This is a genomic window from Shewanella sp. ECSMB14101 (assembly GCF_000773485.1).
Taxonomy (GTDB): domain Bacteria; phylum Pseudomonadota; class Gammaproteobacteria; order Enterobacterales; family Shewanellaceae; genus Shewanella; species Shewanella marisflavi.
In genome coordinates, this window is record NZ_JSFF01000004.1 from 194,114 (window position 1) to 209,597 (window position 15,484).

Here is a 15,484-nt window from a genome sequence, read left to right on the forward strand (position 1 = left end):
TATGTAAACAGAAGGTAATTTTTTAGCACTTTTATGATGTTTTTTTGACGTTTTTGTAATCAATTTACTGACGCCAACAGCGCCAGTTTCTAAGGCCATCTAAGGGGGCTAATGAGTCAATAAACTTGCGGTTTTTGTTACCTCTGAGTGAGAATCAACTAATCCTCTGTTTTGATTTTGATTTTTATCATAAGAGAGCGCAGAATGGAGTATGACTCTTTTTTACTTATTATGAGCTTATGACTTCACAAGTGATCACATCCGACGATATTTTACTTAAACTCTGTAACTCAGTGTGCCATGTGCTATCTAGTACGACTGCCAGTGAAGTGAGCCATGCGGCCATGGTGCAGAGTATCACCAAGACCTGTTTGAAGCCCGATTTAGGCTGCTTTTCCATCTTCGATGGTGGCTTCTCTGGTCTGGTGGTGATCAATTTCTCAGCGCCTGCGGCGGTCGAGATCTATCAGGCTTATATGAAACAGATGGGAATGCCTGAGTCTGAGCTGGCGTTTTCACATACCTCTGATGAGGTGGGTGACGTCATGGGCGAACTGATGAACCAGATCCTGGGGTATTTCATCGTGAAGATGAACAAGGAGCTGCAAACCTCGATTAATCAGAGTCAGCCTAAGATGCTGACCATCAACAAAGAGCTGACCATCTCTATTGATACTAATCTGGATGAAGCCGTGGCTCGCCGCGTCGCCTTTAAAACCGCTAGAAATCATATCTTCTATCTCGAGTTTGCCATGGATAAGACAGAGTTCATCAAACTGGCAGAGTTTGAGCATGAAGAGGACGATCCCGATGCTTTGCTGGCCCAGCATGGTCAAGGCAGTAAGGCAAATGACAGCTCTTGGTCGGCTGCAGTGAATAGCGCCGTGGTGGTGGACGATTCAGATGATTTGATGAAGGAGCTTGGGATATAATTCAGGGTCTAAGGGGACGAGTCTTGGCTCGTCTTGCTGATTTTTTACAAGGTCGCCAATAATTATGACAACCAAAGCCACCTCTATCGATATCGCATACCGTGCGGGTGTGTCGCAATCAACCGTGTCACGCGCGCTAAGAAACAGCCCTCTGGTCAATGAAGAGACGCGCCTTAGGGTTCAGGCCATTGCCAAAGAACTCAATTATAAGGTCGATAAGAATGCCAGTAATTTGCGTACTCAAAGCAGTCTGACACTGGCCTTGTTGTTGTGTGAAGACCCCACCAACGATGATTCGTTAATCAATCCCTTTTTCCTCTCCATGCTAGGCTCCATTACCCGGGCCACCGCTCAGCAAGGCTATGACTTATTAGTGTCCTTTCAGCAGCTTAGCAGCGACTGGCATGCTGACTATGAGGACAGCAATAAAGCCGATGGCATTATCTTGCTGGGTTACGGTGATTACATGGACTATGAGGAGAAACTGGACAAACTCGCGGCGCAAAATACCCATTTTGTGATCTGGGGGCCGGCGCAAAACAAGTCCTCAGTTCTCTCCATTGGCTGTGATAATCGTCAGGGGGGCATGCTCGCCACAGAACATCTGCTGGCTAAGGGCCGACGTCACATCGCCTTTATTGGCGATGCGTCCAGCCATAGCCCTGAGTTTCAGGCCAGATATCTTGGTCATCAACAGGCGCTTAAGGCGGCGGGTGTCACCTTGCAGAAAAGCCTACAGTTTGATGCCATCAGCACAGAAAGTTCTGGTTTCGAGGCGACCAATCAGCTGTTAGCGCAAAAGCGTCCCTTTGATGCCATTTTTGCTGCCAGCGATCTCATTGCTATAGGTGCCATACGTGCGCTTAAGGAAAAAGGACTTAGGGTGCCAGAGGATGTGGCCGTCGTAGGCTATGACGATATTCCCGTGGCAAGCTTTGCCAATCCGCCGCTGACCACCATCAAGCAAAATACTAAGTTGGCTGGTGAGATCTTGGTGGAGAGTCTGCTGAAGATGATCAAGGGCCAAGAGGTGAGTAACCAGTTGATCCCCACCAGCTTAATTGAACGGGAGTCTTGCGGCGAATCCCGTTAGCCCTGCCACCTACGCATAAATTGATCTAATTGTTGCTTAGGTTGGCGCTGAAGGGCTAGCATCAGCTCAAAACTGGGAGCAGGGCAACTCCATCTGTTTATGACCGCATCGTTGAGCGCCAGCCATAAGGAGGCTGTGACCTCGGCATCATTGAGGGCGCGGTGAAACACCCCATCGTTTTCGATCGCGAGATAACTGACTAAGGTGCCAAGCTGATGGTTGGGTGAGTTTTGAAACAGGCGTCTTGCCAGCAGGAGTGAACAGGCAAATGGTTGTGATTGCTCTAGGTTAATGCGGGCAAGTTCTGCCGCCAAAAATTTCTGATCGAAACTGGCATTGTGAGCCACCAGGTGACTGCCATCAATAAAGTCGGCAAAGTCGCTCATGACACTGGCCACGCTTGGTGCCTGCTCCAACATCTGATTGCTGATCCCGGTATATTGTTCGATGAAACCGCTGACGGCAAAGCCGGGATTCATCAGCTGCTGAAACCTTTCGACCACTACACCTTGCTGTAATTTTACCGCCCCTATCTCGATGGCGCGATCGCCCTGTAAGGGGGAGAGGCCTGTGGTTTCAAAATCCAATACCACTATGGCATCTTGGGACATAAGGGCTCCTGTATGGGGAAAGACACAAAAGAAAAAACCCTAACAACATACATTGTTAGGGTTTTTAGTAAAGAAACTTCAGTTAAGGAGTAAAATTACTTCTTAGCTTCAGCAGCTTTACGCTCTTTAACTTGGGCGATAACTTTCTCAGATACGCTGTTTGGACATGGTGAGTAGTGTGAGAACTCCATAGAGAACTGACCACGACCAGAGGTCATTGTACGTAGAGAACCGATGTAACCGAACATTTCTGAAAGCGGTACGTCACCCTTAACACGAACACCTGTAACACCCGCTTCTTGACCAGAGATCATGCCACGACGACGGTTAAGGTCACCAATTACGTCACCTACGTTGTCTTCTGGGCTGAATACGTCAACTTTCATAATAGGCTCAAGTAGTTGCGCACCAGCTTTTGGCATAGATTGACGGAATGCGCCTTTAGCAGCGATTTCGAACGCGATAGCTGATGAGTCAACTGCGTGGAAAGCACCGTCAGTCAGTTCTAGTTCAACGTCTAGTACTGGGAAGCCTGCCACGGTACCAGTCTTCATCATGCTCTCGAAACCTTTCTCAACAGCAGGCCAGTATTCTTTAGGTACGTTACCACCAACAACAGATGACTTGAACGTGAAGCCTGAGTTTGCTTCACCTGGACGGATAACATAGTCGATCTTACCGAACTGACCAGAACCACCAGATTGCTTCTTGTGCGTGTAGCTATCAGCAACTTCTTGAGTGATAGTTTCACGGTATGCCACTTGTGGCTCACCTACGATCAGCTCAACGCCGTAAGTACGCTTCAGGATGTCTACCTTAATGTCTAGGTGAAGTTCACCCATACCCTTAAGGATGGTTTCGCCTGAGTCTTCGTCAGTTTCAACGCGGAATGATGGATCTTCTGCGATCATCTTACCGATAGCGATACCCATCTTCTCGCTGCCGCCCTTGTCTTTAGGCGCTACTGCGATAGAGATAACTGGCTCTGGGAACACCATGGCTTCAAGCGTACATGGGTGCTTCACATCACACAGAGTGTGACCAGTCTGAACGTTCTTCATACCCACGATAGCGATGATGTCACCAGCTTGTGCGCTTTCAAGTTCGTTACGCTCATCAGCCTGCATTTCACACATACGACCGATACGCTCAGTCTTACCTGTTGCAGAGTTAAGGATGGTGTCACCCTTGTTGATACGGCCTGAGTAGATACGTACGAAGGTCAGGGCGCCGAAACGGTCATCCATGATCTTGAACGCAAGTGCTTTCAGAGGTGCATCAGCGTCAACGATAGCGTGTTCGCCAGTTGGATTACCTTCTTCGTCAGTTAGATCTTGTGGCTCAACTTCCGTTGGAGATGGAAGGTAGTCAACAACTGCGTCTAGTAGAAGCTGCATACCTTTGTTCTTGAACGCAGAACCACAGTATGTTGGGAAGAATTGCATGGTACGAGTACCTTCACGGATACAACGCTTGATGTCTTCCATAGATGGCTCTTCACCTTCCATGTAAGCTTCCATCAGATCGTCGTCCATCTCAACGGCAGACTCGATCAGTTGCTCACGGTATTCTTCAACCATGTCAACCATGTCAGCAGGTACATCTTCGATGCTGTAGTTTTCAGCCTCACCAGTTTCGTCCCAAACCCATGCTTTACGGGTTAGTAGATCGACAACACCCTTGAACTCATCTTCGATACCGATAGGCAGTACCATTACGAGGGCATTAGCCGCAAGAACGTCTTTAGTTTGCTTAACAACGCGCAAGAAGTCGGCACCCATACGGTCCAGCTTGTTTACGAAGATGATACGCGCAACTTCAGATTCGTTTGCATAACGCCAGTTGGTTTCTGATTGTGGTTCAACACCACCAGAACCACAGAATACCCCGATACCACCGTCTAGTACTTTTAGAGAACGATAAACTTCAACTGTGAAGTCAACGTGGCCAGGGGTGTCGATGACGTTGAAACGGTGATCGTTCCAGAAGCAACTTACAGCAGCAGACTGAATGGTAATACCACGCTCAGCTTCCTGTTCCATGAAGTCGGTTGTAGATTCACCATCATGAGTTTCACCAGCTTTATGAATTTTACCGGTTAGCTTTAGGATACGCTCTGTTGTGGTGGTCTTACCCGCATCAACGTGAGCGAAGATACCAATGTTTCTGTACTTTGATAAATCAGTCATTTTTCTACTCTATTGGAGTTACGTTCTAAAATTCGGGGGGAAGTATATCAATACTTTTCAAATTTTTTTATTCATTTTTATCAATTTTGCTGAAATATCATCTTTATCTCGAGAAATTACCCACTCTTTGATGTCTTCCCCCTGAAGCAAACCCATAGCGGGACTGGTTTTCGGTCATAAAAAGAACATGATGTTATAACCCGAAAATTCGTTATATCTTTTTATATGTTGCTGTGCTGGGCAGAAATAATCCGCGCCTGATTTATTTTAAGAAAGACATTCTTCCCCCGCTTGCTGCGGTATAGGATTAGATAGCCTGTGTTTGTGTGGGAGGGCTAAAACGAACTCAACCCACTTATGGGTTAAGCAAAGGTGTATTTGTCGTGCTAAGTTAATCAAGGTGAAGGCAAAAGTTTGGAGAAATGCATGGTAAATTCGTTGCTTAGGCGTTTAACGGCTCACAGCTTTGCGTTCCATAAGATCAAGGCTCACGTTTTATCTGCTTTCGTTTTTAAGGAGCAGGTTTTAAGAGCCAGTGTGCTTAATACCAGACATCTTATTATTCGCTGTGCAGCCTTTGGCATCTCATTTTTGTGGGTGATTAGCGCCGTACAGGCACAAGATCTTGAGCCGCGCAGCTATACGAATCTTCCGATTGGATTAAATTTTGCTGCCCTTGGTTATCTTCATTCTGAAGGGGAGGTATCGCCATCTCCCGGCGCAGCAATCTCAGATGCCAGTTTGACGATCGATACGCTCGTCTTAGCCTATGCCAGAACCTTTTCGTTGGCCGAACGAAGTGCCAAGTTGGATCTGGCTCTTGCACGCAGCTGTTTTCAGGGCAGCGCCATGCTTAATGGTGAGCGCGTCGAGGCCGATCGCTGTGGCTATAACGATCCCAGTGTTAAACTGACCTGGAACTTTTATGGTGCACCGGCCATGGACGCGAAAACCTTTGCCTCCTGGCAGCAGGGAATCGTGTTGGGCACAAGCATTGAGATCACCGCCCCCTTGGGCAGTTACCAGTCTGAGTATCTCCTTAATGCCGGCGCCAACCGCTGGATATTTCGCCCAGGGCTGGGCCTTTCCCATAAGCTAGGTCGCTGGTATTACAATCTAAGCGCTTCGGTTCGTCTCTATGGCGATAACGCATCCTATTTGGGCGATACAAGGTTAGCGCAGGAACCGCAGACCAACCTGCAAGCGCATCTTATCTATACTTTTTCGCCCGGACACTGGCTGGCGTTAAACGCTAACTATTTTTTTGGCGGGGAAACCAGCAAAAACGGTTTATCCTCCGGGGATGGTCAAAATAATTCCCGCTTTGGCTTAACTTACTCCCTGGCCCTTACAGCGCGAAGCAGTATAAAGCTCAATGCCAGCACTGGTGTGCTCACTCGATTTGGTAACGACTTTGACTCCTTAGGCGCCTTTTGGTTGTATCGCTTTTAATCTGACTGAATGTCATCGTCTATCAATAAGTGGCGGCCAAATAAAAAAGCCAGTCGATGAGACTGGCTTTTTTATGAATGGGTTTAAGGGTGAGAGGTAAGGGTATCGGTCACGCTTGGATAGTGGTCCCAGACTTTAGCATCGGTTAAGGAACGTACCATCTTGACGTATTCGGCGTGAGTCCAGGCTAGCGGTGTGGCTGAGTTGGTACCTTGGCCAAGCTGATAGTTAAAGCGGGTACTGTCGCCAACGCCATCCCAAACCTGTTCGGGAAGCATCAGGCCGTTGTTGGCAAAAGCTTCCATCCCTTTTACATAGGTGTCAATGAGTTGCTGTTTCTTAGCCGCATCCAGGCTGTCTGTTGCAATGGCCTTAGCCAGTTCAAAATGGGCGCGCTCGCCGGTAAAGAAAGGCCATACCCGGCCCCGTTGCCCGGGCGTATTGCTGCCATTTTCGGCGTAGTTGCCGCCGGTTTGCGTATCTTCACCATAGCCGTCATTGCCATAGCGGCGAAATCCTGGGAAGCGAGTACCATCTTTGGCGGTAAACTCGTAGCGCACCCTGAGGTTATCTTCGAGCTTTGTATTGTCGATAAGCTTAAGGGTGGCATTGATCCTGGCATCGGTCGCCGGTTTAACCCCATAGCGCACCATCTCCAGGAAACCACCATCTAATATGAGACGCTGATCCAGTCCGGCTCTGCCGTTGTTATCGGCAAGTTTATCGGCCTTATCCGGTGTGCCATTAGGCGCTAGGCGCAGATAGTAAGGTGCCTGGGTACCGTCACTTGCACTAAGCATGGGGCTTTGGGTCACCATAAGGGTGTCCAGCTTGGCGGCCATCTCTTTAGCGGTGGCGAGGTAGCGCTCGGCAGCGGCGAGATCTTGCGCCTGTTTGGCGATATCGCTGGCGCTAATCAGACCTGCAATCACGGCGGCGGCTGTCGAAGGCGAGTAGCCTTGCTGCTCTTCCCAGCGTTCCTGCTGTGTCTTAAGCGGGACTATCTGGGTATGGTTCCAGTCAAGGTTTACTTCACCGCCCGTTACCAGGAAATCGGCCGCAGGCTTAAGCATGGTTTGATACCACTGGCTAATTTCTTGATCGCTTAATACTCCAGCGTGCCAGAGTTTCCATCCCAGCATGATAGGCATCGCGGTTTGATCTAACTGTACGCCAACCCATTCGATTTGACCGTCGACATGGGTCTTTTGCAAAAACCAGCCTGGAACGCCTTCATAGCCAGGGGTCGCTTCGCTGACCTGCACTTTTTTAAGGTATTCAAAGGCGACCTTAGGGGTTTGGGTATCGCCCATGGCTAAGAAAGCCATGGCGCATTGATAGAAGTCTCTTGGCCAGACGGCCTTGTAGCCGGTCGAGCCTTTGACCGCAGAGACAGTGTCGCCCCAAGGGTTAGACAAGGAGGCGATGAGGGCGCCGGCATGGGTTTTATCTTCTTGCGCCTTAAGAACAAGGGCGCTGGCATACAGTAGTTTCCCTGCATCGGCTGTGTTGGCTGTCATCGCCTTAAGCCCGGAGAGCTGCTGGAGATAGTCCTGCCAGCCAATGGTATCTCCCTCGCCATTGTAGGCCGCCAGCACCGCATCATAGCCCGCATCAAGAGTTTTCTGGGCAGTTTGCTCGCTGCTGGCTTGATCTTGACCAAAACCGAATACAAAGGTGGTGCTCAGGCTGGGATTTTCGGCATCGCCGACCTTAAGCGTAGGCAGCGCCGCGGTCATGGCGACATTGCCCAAAGTCTGTTTGTCCGCACTGGTGTGGCTGTAAAGGTTGTTTAACTCACCGTTAGCCTTGAGATCGCTCAGGCCGTCCGATACGCCGACAAATCCGACGCTGGTCTGGCTAAAGGGGAGGTCGGCGCGCACGGTCAGCACGCTGGAATTCTGGTTGCCGGTATAGGCATAGAGACTATTGCCATCGGCGCTCACGCTGGCAATATCATTGGCGCCGCTATTATCGATATGCGGGTTGACATAAAGATAGGGGGTAATGCCCGGCTCAAAGGCGGTAAAGAACACCTTCATCACTAAGCTGTCACGATCGGGATCGGTAAAGAAGTGTTTCTCTATCTGATACTTGCCTTCGATATCTTTGTTAACCACCTTGTAGGCTAACGACAGGGGACGACCTGCGTCATCTTTATGCAGATAATCTATGCTGGTGATGGTGTTCTCTTTCTCGGTATCGACAAAGCCATTACCTGCGATGATAAATTGTGCCTCTTTTAGCTGGGCGTTATGGATAAGGCCATACATGGTTTCGGTCAGCACGCCCTGAGCCAGAGAAAACCAGACGCGGCTGACCGGGTTGGCCTGGGTGTCTAGATAGCGCCCGGCGCTTTGCTCTGTGGTGACATAGGGTTCATAGGATGTGCCTATGCCGGTTTTACCCGAGAAGGCCCAGGTAGGCTCGGCGCCAGGTGCGCCCGGCGCTATGTTGAGGCTTGCGGCCGCAGCCACTTGCTTTGGCGCAGGCTGATCTGCACCGCCGCAGGCGCTTAGCAGAGTGCCTAAGGAGAGGGCGATTAAGGTGCGAGTAAAACGTGCAGGCTTAGACGTCATGATTAGGTTCTCATCTGTTTTATTGTTATGGGTAAATGCGGTTATGCTTGGCGGGATTGATTGCTCACGAAGAGCACGCTGATCCCGGATAAGATCATAAAGCAGCCGCCCATGATCAAGGCGAAGATAGGTTGGCCGTCGAAAAAGGTATTTAAGATCACCCCAAGTACGCTGGCAGCTAGCAACTGTGGGATCACGATAAAGAAGTTAAAAATCCCCATATAAACGCCCATTCGCGCCGCAGGCAGTGCATTGGACAGCAGTGCATAGGGAATAGAGAGGATAGATGTCCAGGCGATACCGACACCTATCATGGGCAGCCAAAGCAGAGCCGGATCCTGAATAAAGTAGAAGCTGATAAGGCCCAGACCCCCGCAGCAAAGATTAATCAGGTGTGTCACCTTGAGGCCCACCGCCATTGCCAGCAGCGGGATCACTAAGGCGGCTAGGGCAGCAAAGCCGTTATAAGAGGCAAATAAGATCCCGACCCAATCGGCGCCATCGTTATAGGCCTTAGACAGCACATCTTGAGTACCATAGTGATAGTCAGTGACAGCCGCTGTGGTGTAGATCCACATAGAAAACAGCGCAAACCATGAGAAGAACTGCACAACTGCCAGTTGACGCATCGCCTTTGGCATATGAAACAGCGCATCGACCACGCTGAATACCATGCCTTGCTTGTGTCTGGCCTCAGGCGCGATCCGCTTTAAAGTGACGGCGCAAAACCATTGCAACGGGCCGAAGGCAAATATGCCGATCGCCAGCAGATACAGTTGCTTATCCAGGGACTGCAGAAAGATCACTGCGGTAAACAGGGCGCCGAGTACAGTCCAGATGAGTGCGCCTTTTTGGTAAGCTTGCCAGCTGCGATCATGTTTAAGGGTTATCTGCTCGCTGCTTGACTGCTCAAAGCGGGCCAGTTCTTCTGGTGAATACTCTTTGCTGGTGAAGACGGTCCAACTGACCGCCAGTAGTAACACTGTGCCGCCGAAATAGAAGGCGTAACGGACAGAATCGGCGATCTCACCTTCGGGCGCGGTATTGGCCACATCGAAGTAATTGGTCAGCAGATAAGGTAAGGCCGAGGCCACCACGGCGCCCACACCGATGAAGAAGCTTTGCATGGCATAACCAAGGGGGCGTTGTCGACTCGGCAGGTTGTCACCCACAAAGGCGCGAAAAGGCTCCATGGCGATATTAATTGAGGCATCCATGATCCACAACATACCTGCGGCAACCCAGAGCACAGGCGAGTGAGGCATGATAAAGATGGCCAGTGTGGTGAAGATAGCGCCAATCAGGAAATAGGGGCGACGGCGACCCAAACGGCCCCAGGTGTTGTCGCTCATATGACCGATTAGTGGCTGCACCAGCAAACCGGTCAGTGGCGCGGCGATCCACAGAATAGGGATATCATCGATAGAGGCGCCTAATGTTTGAAAGATGCGGCTCACGTTGGCATTTTGCAGGGCAAAACCAAATTGGATGCCAAGGAATCCAAAACACATGTTGAAGATCTGCCAGAAACTTAAGGCCGGTTTGACAGTCAGGGGGCTTTGTACTGATGGGGCGTTCTGTGACATCCAATGTTTCTCTTTATAATTATTTATCGTTTTTGCCACGCCCTGAAAGGGTGGGTGCCAAATCTATTGTATGGAAGTCGGTCGAGTGAAAAAAGTGGCGAATACACGCTTCCCTCAAACGGGTATTCGCCAAAAGCTAGGGTTCTACTTCTCTAGGCTTATTCACTAAGCTTAAGCCCTGATGAGTAGATAGAGACTCTAGTGCTAACCTCATCATGCCTTCAGTGCCTGATGGGCTAGCGTCGACCTGGCCAATTTCATAGAGAGTTAACACATGAAATTAAACACCATGGCATGTTAACCCTGAGCCGATTTGACCTACAACCGATTACATACGTATTCATCAAGGCGCATTAACCTTTACGTAGCTTGCTGTTAACCTGCAGCTCGTTTTGGGGGTTAGGGTTTATTCTATAATTACCAGCGTGTTAGCTTAACTTTGTGCCTGGGTGGTTTTAGCGTGGATTCAGTTTTGTAACATAGCGCAGCGGGGAGATAAAAAGGAAAACGCGAAAGTGTTTCTCCCGCGTTTTTCTGGTTGAGGTGCTTTTCGATAAGGGCTTAAGGTTTAGCGTTCTCGGTCACTGGGTGAAAGAATGCACCAGCTGCACCGGGAAACACCACAGGGCTGGTGTTGCCGTTATAGCCGACAGCAGCCACCCCATAAAGGTAGTTATCGATCACCATATTGCTCAGGGTAAAGCTGTTGACCTTGCCTACAAAGCGGCTGTGGGTCCATTCTGGCTCAGTGGTTTTACGCCAGTAGATGCGGTATCCGGCAACTTCGGCGGTCGGATTAGCCTGCCAACTTATATTGGTATCGGCCGACACCTGGCCAGTGATCGCCACTTGGGTTGGCGGCGCTGGCGCCCAGGCCATAGCCGCCAGGCTAATGGCATTGAGAGCGGTTAACTTGGCGGCGTAGACTTCATCTACGCCCTCAATGACATCACCATAGGCGATACCATCTTCAACACGAATATCCTGGTGTTGGCGATGATAGTTCTCGTTGGTCTCCATGATGCGCACCGCTGGGTATCCTGCCTTATTAAAGGGCAGGTGATGGCCACCGCGGCCGAAGCGATCGAGACGGTAGATGAGCTGCACATCTAGGTTAGTCATGTATTGATCTGCTAGCTGCTTGATGTGCCTGGCTAAGTTGCGTGACGCCGAATCGTTTTCGCCACCGCTAAAATATCGCTCTTTAGCTTCCTTCTCTGTTTCGGCGATCCGCACGCCTTCAGAAAAGATCCGTACCGTATGGTTACTGACAACGCCATTAATCCCCGCAATGTTGCCTATCATGTCGTTGTTGAGCACGGCTTCGACCTGCCAGCCTTGCTTCTTGGCAAAATCGGCCAGACCCGCGCCGCCGTATAGCCCTTGTTCTTCACCTGAGAGCGCGGCATACACTATGGTGCCGCCAAACTGATATTGACTCAGTACGCGCGCCGCCTCCAGGGTGCCTGCAACACCCGAGGCGTTGTCGTTGGCGCCGGGGGCAACAGAGGTGGCATCCATGACATCACTGACACGCGAGTCGATGTCGCCGCTCATCATTACCACGCGATTAGGGTCTAGCGTTCCTTTTTGAATCGCAATGATGTTCACCACTTTGGTTGGATTTGGGATCCGTTTTCCCGATACCGTGGCGCCCACTTCAATCACTTCCAGGCAGTGGCCACAGTCGGCTGAGATACGTTCAAATTCTGCCTTGATCCAGTTTCTGGCCGCACCTATTCCTTGCTGAGGATCGGTTTGGCTGGAGAGGGTATGACGTGTGCCGAAATCGACCAGGGTTTGTATATCTTTCAAGATCCTTGAGGCCTGGGGCGCGCTGGCAATATCGTACAGACGGAGATCTTCTTCTGAGGGCGCTGTGTAGCTGGCGGCATTTAAAGGCGTCGCTGCTGGCGGCGCGGCAAAGCTGCTGGCAGTCATTGTGGCAAGCAGCAAGAGTGGTAGCTTAAGGTAAGGAGTGGCTTTCATTGTCATCTCTTATTCTTTTTGTGGTTGTTAGGGCTTGAATGAGCCATGAGGACGCCTTAGCGGTAACCATGGAGAAAATACCTTAGCAGAATAACAGCACAGCTTGGGCGAGCAATGTCGGCTTTAGTCGTAAAAAAGTGGAGGAGAGGGCAAGAAAAAGGTAAATAAATGTTGCTGATAATCACTTGCAGATCCACCTGCATGGCGACGACTAACGCGCGCCATGCAAGTGAGAATGTCCCAAGTAAAACTACTTGGTTAAGGCTTTGAAGCGAATTGCGGTTCCGCCGCTGCTGGCGAGCTTGAGGGTCAGATGTTGCTGGCTGTCAACCTTCTGGCTTTCAATCACATAGTCATAGTGATTGCTGCGCCAATTGGCCTTGTCGCCATCACGGTAGATCTCTGCCAGGTAGCTTGTTCCTGGGGTAAGAAAGTCCAGCGGGATGCTTACCTCGCGGGCGGTATCATCTGTGATAGCACCCAGGTACCAATCTTCTCCCTGACTCTTTCCGCCGCGTTCCTGACGGGCAAAGACCACATATTCACCGACTTCACCGGCCAGAGCTATGCTGCGCTGCCAATCGGTTGGGACATCCTGAATGAACTTAAAGGCATCGGGATGCTTTTTGTAGTTGCGTGGCAGGTCGGCCGCCATCTGGATTGGGCTATAGAGCACCACGTACAGGGCAAGCTGTTTAGTCAGCGTGGTTTGTACCCGGTTGACGGCATCTAACCCTTTAGGTGCCAAGTCGAAGATCCCTGGCGTAAAGTCCATCGGACCTGCCAGCATGCGGGTGTAGGCAAGTGTGGTGGTATGAGATGGATTGTTGGGCGGCGTGCCCCAGGCGTTAAACTCTTGTCCGCGGGCGCCTTCGCGGCTGATCCAGTTTGGATAGGTGCGGCGCAGACCCGTGTCTTTAATGGGTTCGTGGGTATTGATGCTGATATGGCGCTTGGCGGCTTCGGTAACGCTATGCAGATATTCGTTTACCATAAATTGACCATCATGCCACTCGTGGTGGGTGATCCCCTTATCGTCAACACGCTTGATATCGCCGCCATCGGCCACATAACCAGTTTTTACCTGAGTCACGCCATATTGCTGATAGAGATCGTAGGCATCACTCATCTGATTGCGGTAGTTGGTGACCGAGCCCGAGGTTTCATGGTGGCCGATGAGCCGCACCCCTTTGCTGGCGCCATAGGCGGAGATCGCCGGTAGATCGAAATCAGGGTAGGTCTGGGTAAAGCTAAACACATCACCATTATGGAACCAGCTGCCGTCCCAGCCGATGTTCCAGCCTTCAACCAGCACGCCTGCAAAACCATTGTCTGCGGCAAAGTCCATGTAGCGTTTGGTCTCGTCGGTGGTGGCGCCATGCTTGTCACCTGATCCCCAGGTCGTCTCGTTAAGGTGCATGCCCCACCAGATCCCGACATACTTGCCTGGCTCGACCCAGTCGACATTTCCCAGTTTGTTGGGTTCATTGAGATTAAGGATCAGATCTGAGTTCAGCAGTCCAGTGGCCTTATCGGCAATCTGAATGGTGCGCCAGGGCGTGGCAAAGCCCGCCTGTGTTTTCACCTTGATACCGTCAGACCATGGCGTGAGATCCGCTCTAAGTGTGCCATCACGGCGCTGATCGAGTGTCATGGCCGCATAGTCCACCAGCGCCGCCTCATGAATACTCATGTGTACCTGATTGTTCAGCTTAAAGGTGAAAGGCGTGTGTACCCGGTCAATCTGATTGAGCGGTGTCTTGTTATACAGGTATTCGTAACGGTTCCAACCGCGGGCAGGGATCCACCAGGCGGTGGCTTTGTCAGCTTGCGGGATCACAAACTCGGTGAGTTCATTGGTGATATTGAGTTTATCTAGTGTGCCCTGCTTAGGTACCCGGTAGCGAAAGCCGATACCGTCATCAAAGGCTTTGATGTCGATAAGAAATTGATATTGGCCGTTGCTTAAGGTGGCGGTAAGGCCATTGTGTTTGTCTACTACCCATTCACGCTCGCCCCAAGGTTGCTGCCATTGGCTATCCACCTGAGTACGCTTGATCTCGCTAATCTTAAAATCATGGCCAAATTCGCCAAGGGACTGAAACACTAGGCCGAGCTTGGACTCCTGAATAACCACTTTGTCATGAAAACTGACGCGATATTCGGGCCGCTGATTATCATCGCTTAGGCTCACGACAATCTGTTTATCTGGTGAGGCGACCGAAACGGTTTTCGCCATGCTGCTATTTGGCAGTGTCGCGCCTGTGAGCGCGAGAGCCAATGCCAGTAGCGATAAGCGAGGGTGGGCAGACGCCCTTGGGTGTGAAGGATTGCAAGACATTCCGTGTACCTTTTTATTCTAGGTTTTTGTTAGGGTTAAGGTGTTGCTTCAGCCATGGTAGAAGTTATAGGTAGGATGGGGCAATGTGCTGCATACGTATTCAACCTAAAGGGGCGCTTGGCACATTTAGTTACCGAATTTAGCAATTTGTAGTGGAAAATAGTGCTGATTTGCCGCCACAACTTATGGCAGCATAGAGGCAGATTGCAATAGTGCAGTAACATAGAGTCGGATCAGGAAAATCATGTATCACGGAAGTTGTCTATGTGGTGGTATCAAAGTTGCCATCAGCGGCCCCATTAGTCAGATCATTCATTGCCACTGTTCTTTGTGTCGTAAATCGAGCGGCACTGCATTTGCCACTAATGGCTTTGTCGAGCTGGTGGATTTTAACCTATCGGATGAAGCCGATTTCTTAGCCAGTTTTGAGTTTTCCCCAGGAAAGCGGCGTTATTTTTGTCGCCGTTGTGCCTCTCCTATCTACAGCGCCAATGAGCAGGATAACCAGCGTATTCGTTTGCGCCTGGGCATATTGGACTCCGCGATAAGGGAGCGTCCCATCTCCCATAATTTTGTCACCTCCAAAGCTAATTGGGAGGAGATGGATGCTAAATTACCTTGGTATGAGGGTCATGAGCCAGGTAGGTAACTCTGCTCTGACACGTGGGGCAACAGGAAAACTCGCGAGCCTAAGACTCCTTTACACCTGATG

Annotated in this window: 10 protein-coding genes; 4 read left to right on the forward strand and 6 right to left on the reverse strand. The window is 50.4% G+C overall.

Annotated elements, in window-relative coordinates:
• Positions 1-239 precede the first annotated feature (239 nt).
• Together NY07_RS05765 and NY07_RS05770 are read left to right on the forward strand one after the other, a co-directional pair.
• The gene (locus NY07_RS05765) at positions 240-932 is read left to right on the forward strand and encodes a DUF3334 family protein (RefSeq protein ID WP_033538389.1); all 693 of its coding nucleotides are present in this window, start codon (positions 240-242) and stop codon (positions 930-932) included.
• Between the two features lie 64 nt (positions 933-996).
• Positions 997-2,025: a LacI family DNA-binding transcriptional regulator gene (locus NY07_RS05770; protein WP_033538390.1), complete on the forward strand. Its 1,029-nt coding sequence runs from the start codon at positions 997-999 to the stop codon at positions 2,023-2,025.
• Here the strand turns inward: NY07_RS05770 and NY07_RS05775 are convergent.
• Together NY07_RS05775 and fusA are read right to left on the reverse strand one after the other, a co-directional pair.
• Positions 2,022-2,636, reverse strand: a complete 615-nt coding sequence (locus NY07_RS05775; protein WP_033538391.1) for a 3'-5' exonuclease — start codon at positions 2,634-2,636, stop codon at positions 2,022-2,024. The genes NY07_RS05770 and NY07_RS05775 overlap by 4 nt on opposite strands.
• 95 nt (positions 2,637-2,731) lie before the next feature.
• Positions 2,732-4,825, reverse strand: coding sequence for an elongation factor G (fusA, locus tag NY07_RS05780; protein WP_033538392.1), 2,094 nt, complete (start codon positions 4,823-4,825; stop codon positions 2,732-2,734).
• A 537-nt stretch (positions 4,826-5,362) separates the two neighbouring features.
• Between fusA and NY07_RS05785 the strand changes: the two genes are divergently transcribed.
• Positions 5,363-6,277: a transporter gene (locus NY07_RS05785; RefSeq protein WP_235363898.1), complete on the forward strand. Its 915-nt coding sequence runs from the start codon at positions 5,363-5,365 to the stop codon at positions 6,275-6,277.
• Between the two features lie 83 nt (positions 6,278-6,360).
• On the opposite strand, the gene NY07_RS05790 is transcribed toward NY07_RS05785, so the two are convergent.
• From NY07_RS05790 to NY07_RS05805, 4 genes are all read right to left on the reverse strand, one after another.
• Positions 6,361-8,856 (reverse strand): glycoside hydrolase family 15 protein, encoded by a 2,496-nt coding sequence (locus tag NY07_RS05790; RefSeq protein ID WP_033538393.1) that lies wholly within the window; start codon positions 8,854-8,856, stop codon positions 6,361-6,363.
• A 41-nt stretch (positions 8,857-8,897) separates the two neighbouring features.
• Positions 8,898-10,442, reverse strand: a complete 1,545-nt coding sequence (locus tag NY07_RS05795) for an MFS transporter (RefSeq protein WP_033538394.1) — start codon at positions 10,440-10,442, stop codon at positions 8,898-8,900.
• Between the two features lie 561 nt (positions 10,443-11,003).
• Complete coding sequence (locus NY07_RS05800) at positions 11,004-12,437, reverse strand: M20/M25/M40 family metallo-hydrolase (protein WP_033538395.1); 1,434 nt, start codon at positions 12,435-12,437, stop codon at positions 11,004-11,006.
• A 244-nt stretch (positions 12,438-12,681) separates the two neighbouring features.
• A complete protein-coding gene (locus NY07_RS05805) occupies positions 12,682-14,772 on the reverse strand; it encodes a glycoside hydrolase family 97 protein (protein ID WP_033538396.1) in 2,091 nt (696 codons plus the stop codon).
• Positions 14,773-15,016: 244 nt separating this feature from the next.
• Between NY07_RS05805 and NY07_RS05810 the strand changes: the two genes are divergently transcribed.
• Positions 15,017-15,421: a GFA family protein gene (locus NY07_RS05810; protein ID WP_033538397.1), complete on the forward strand. Its 405-nt coding sequence runs from the start codon at positions 15,017-15,019 to the stop codon at positions 15,419-15,421.
• Positions 15,422-15,484: the final 63 nt, after the last annotated feature.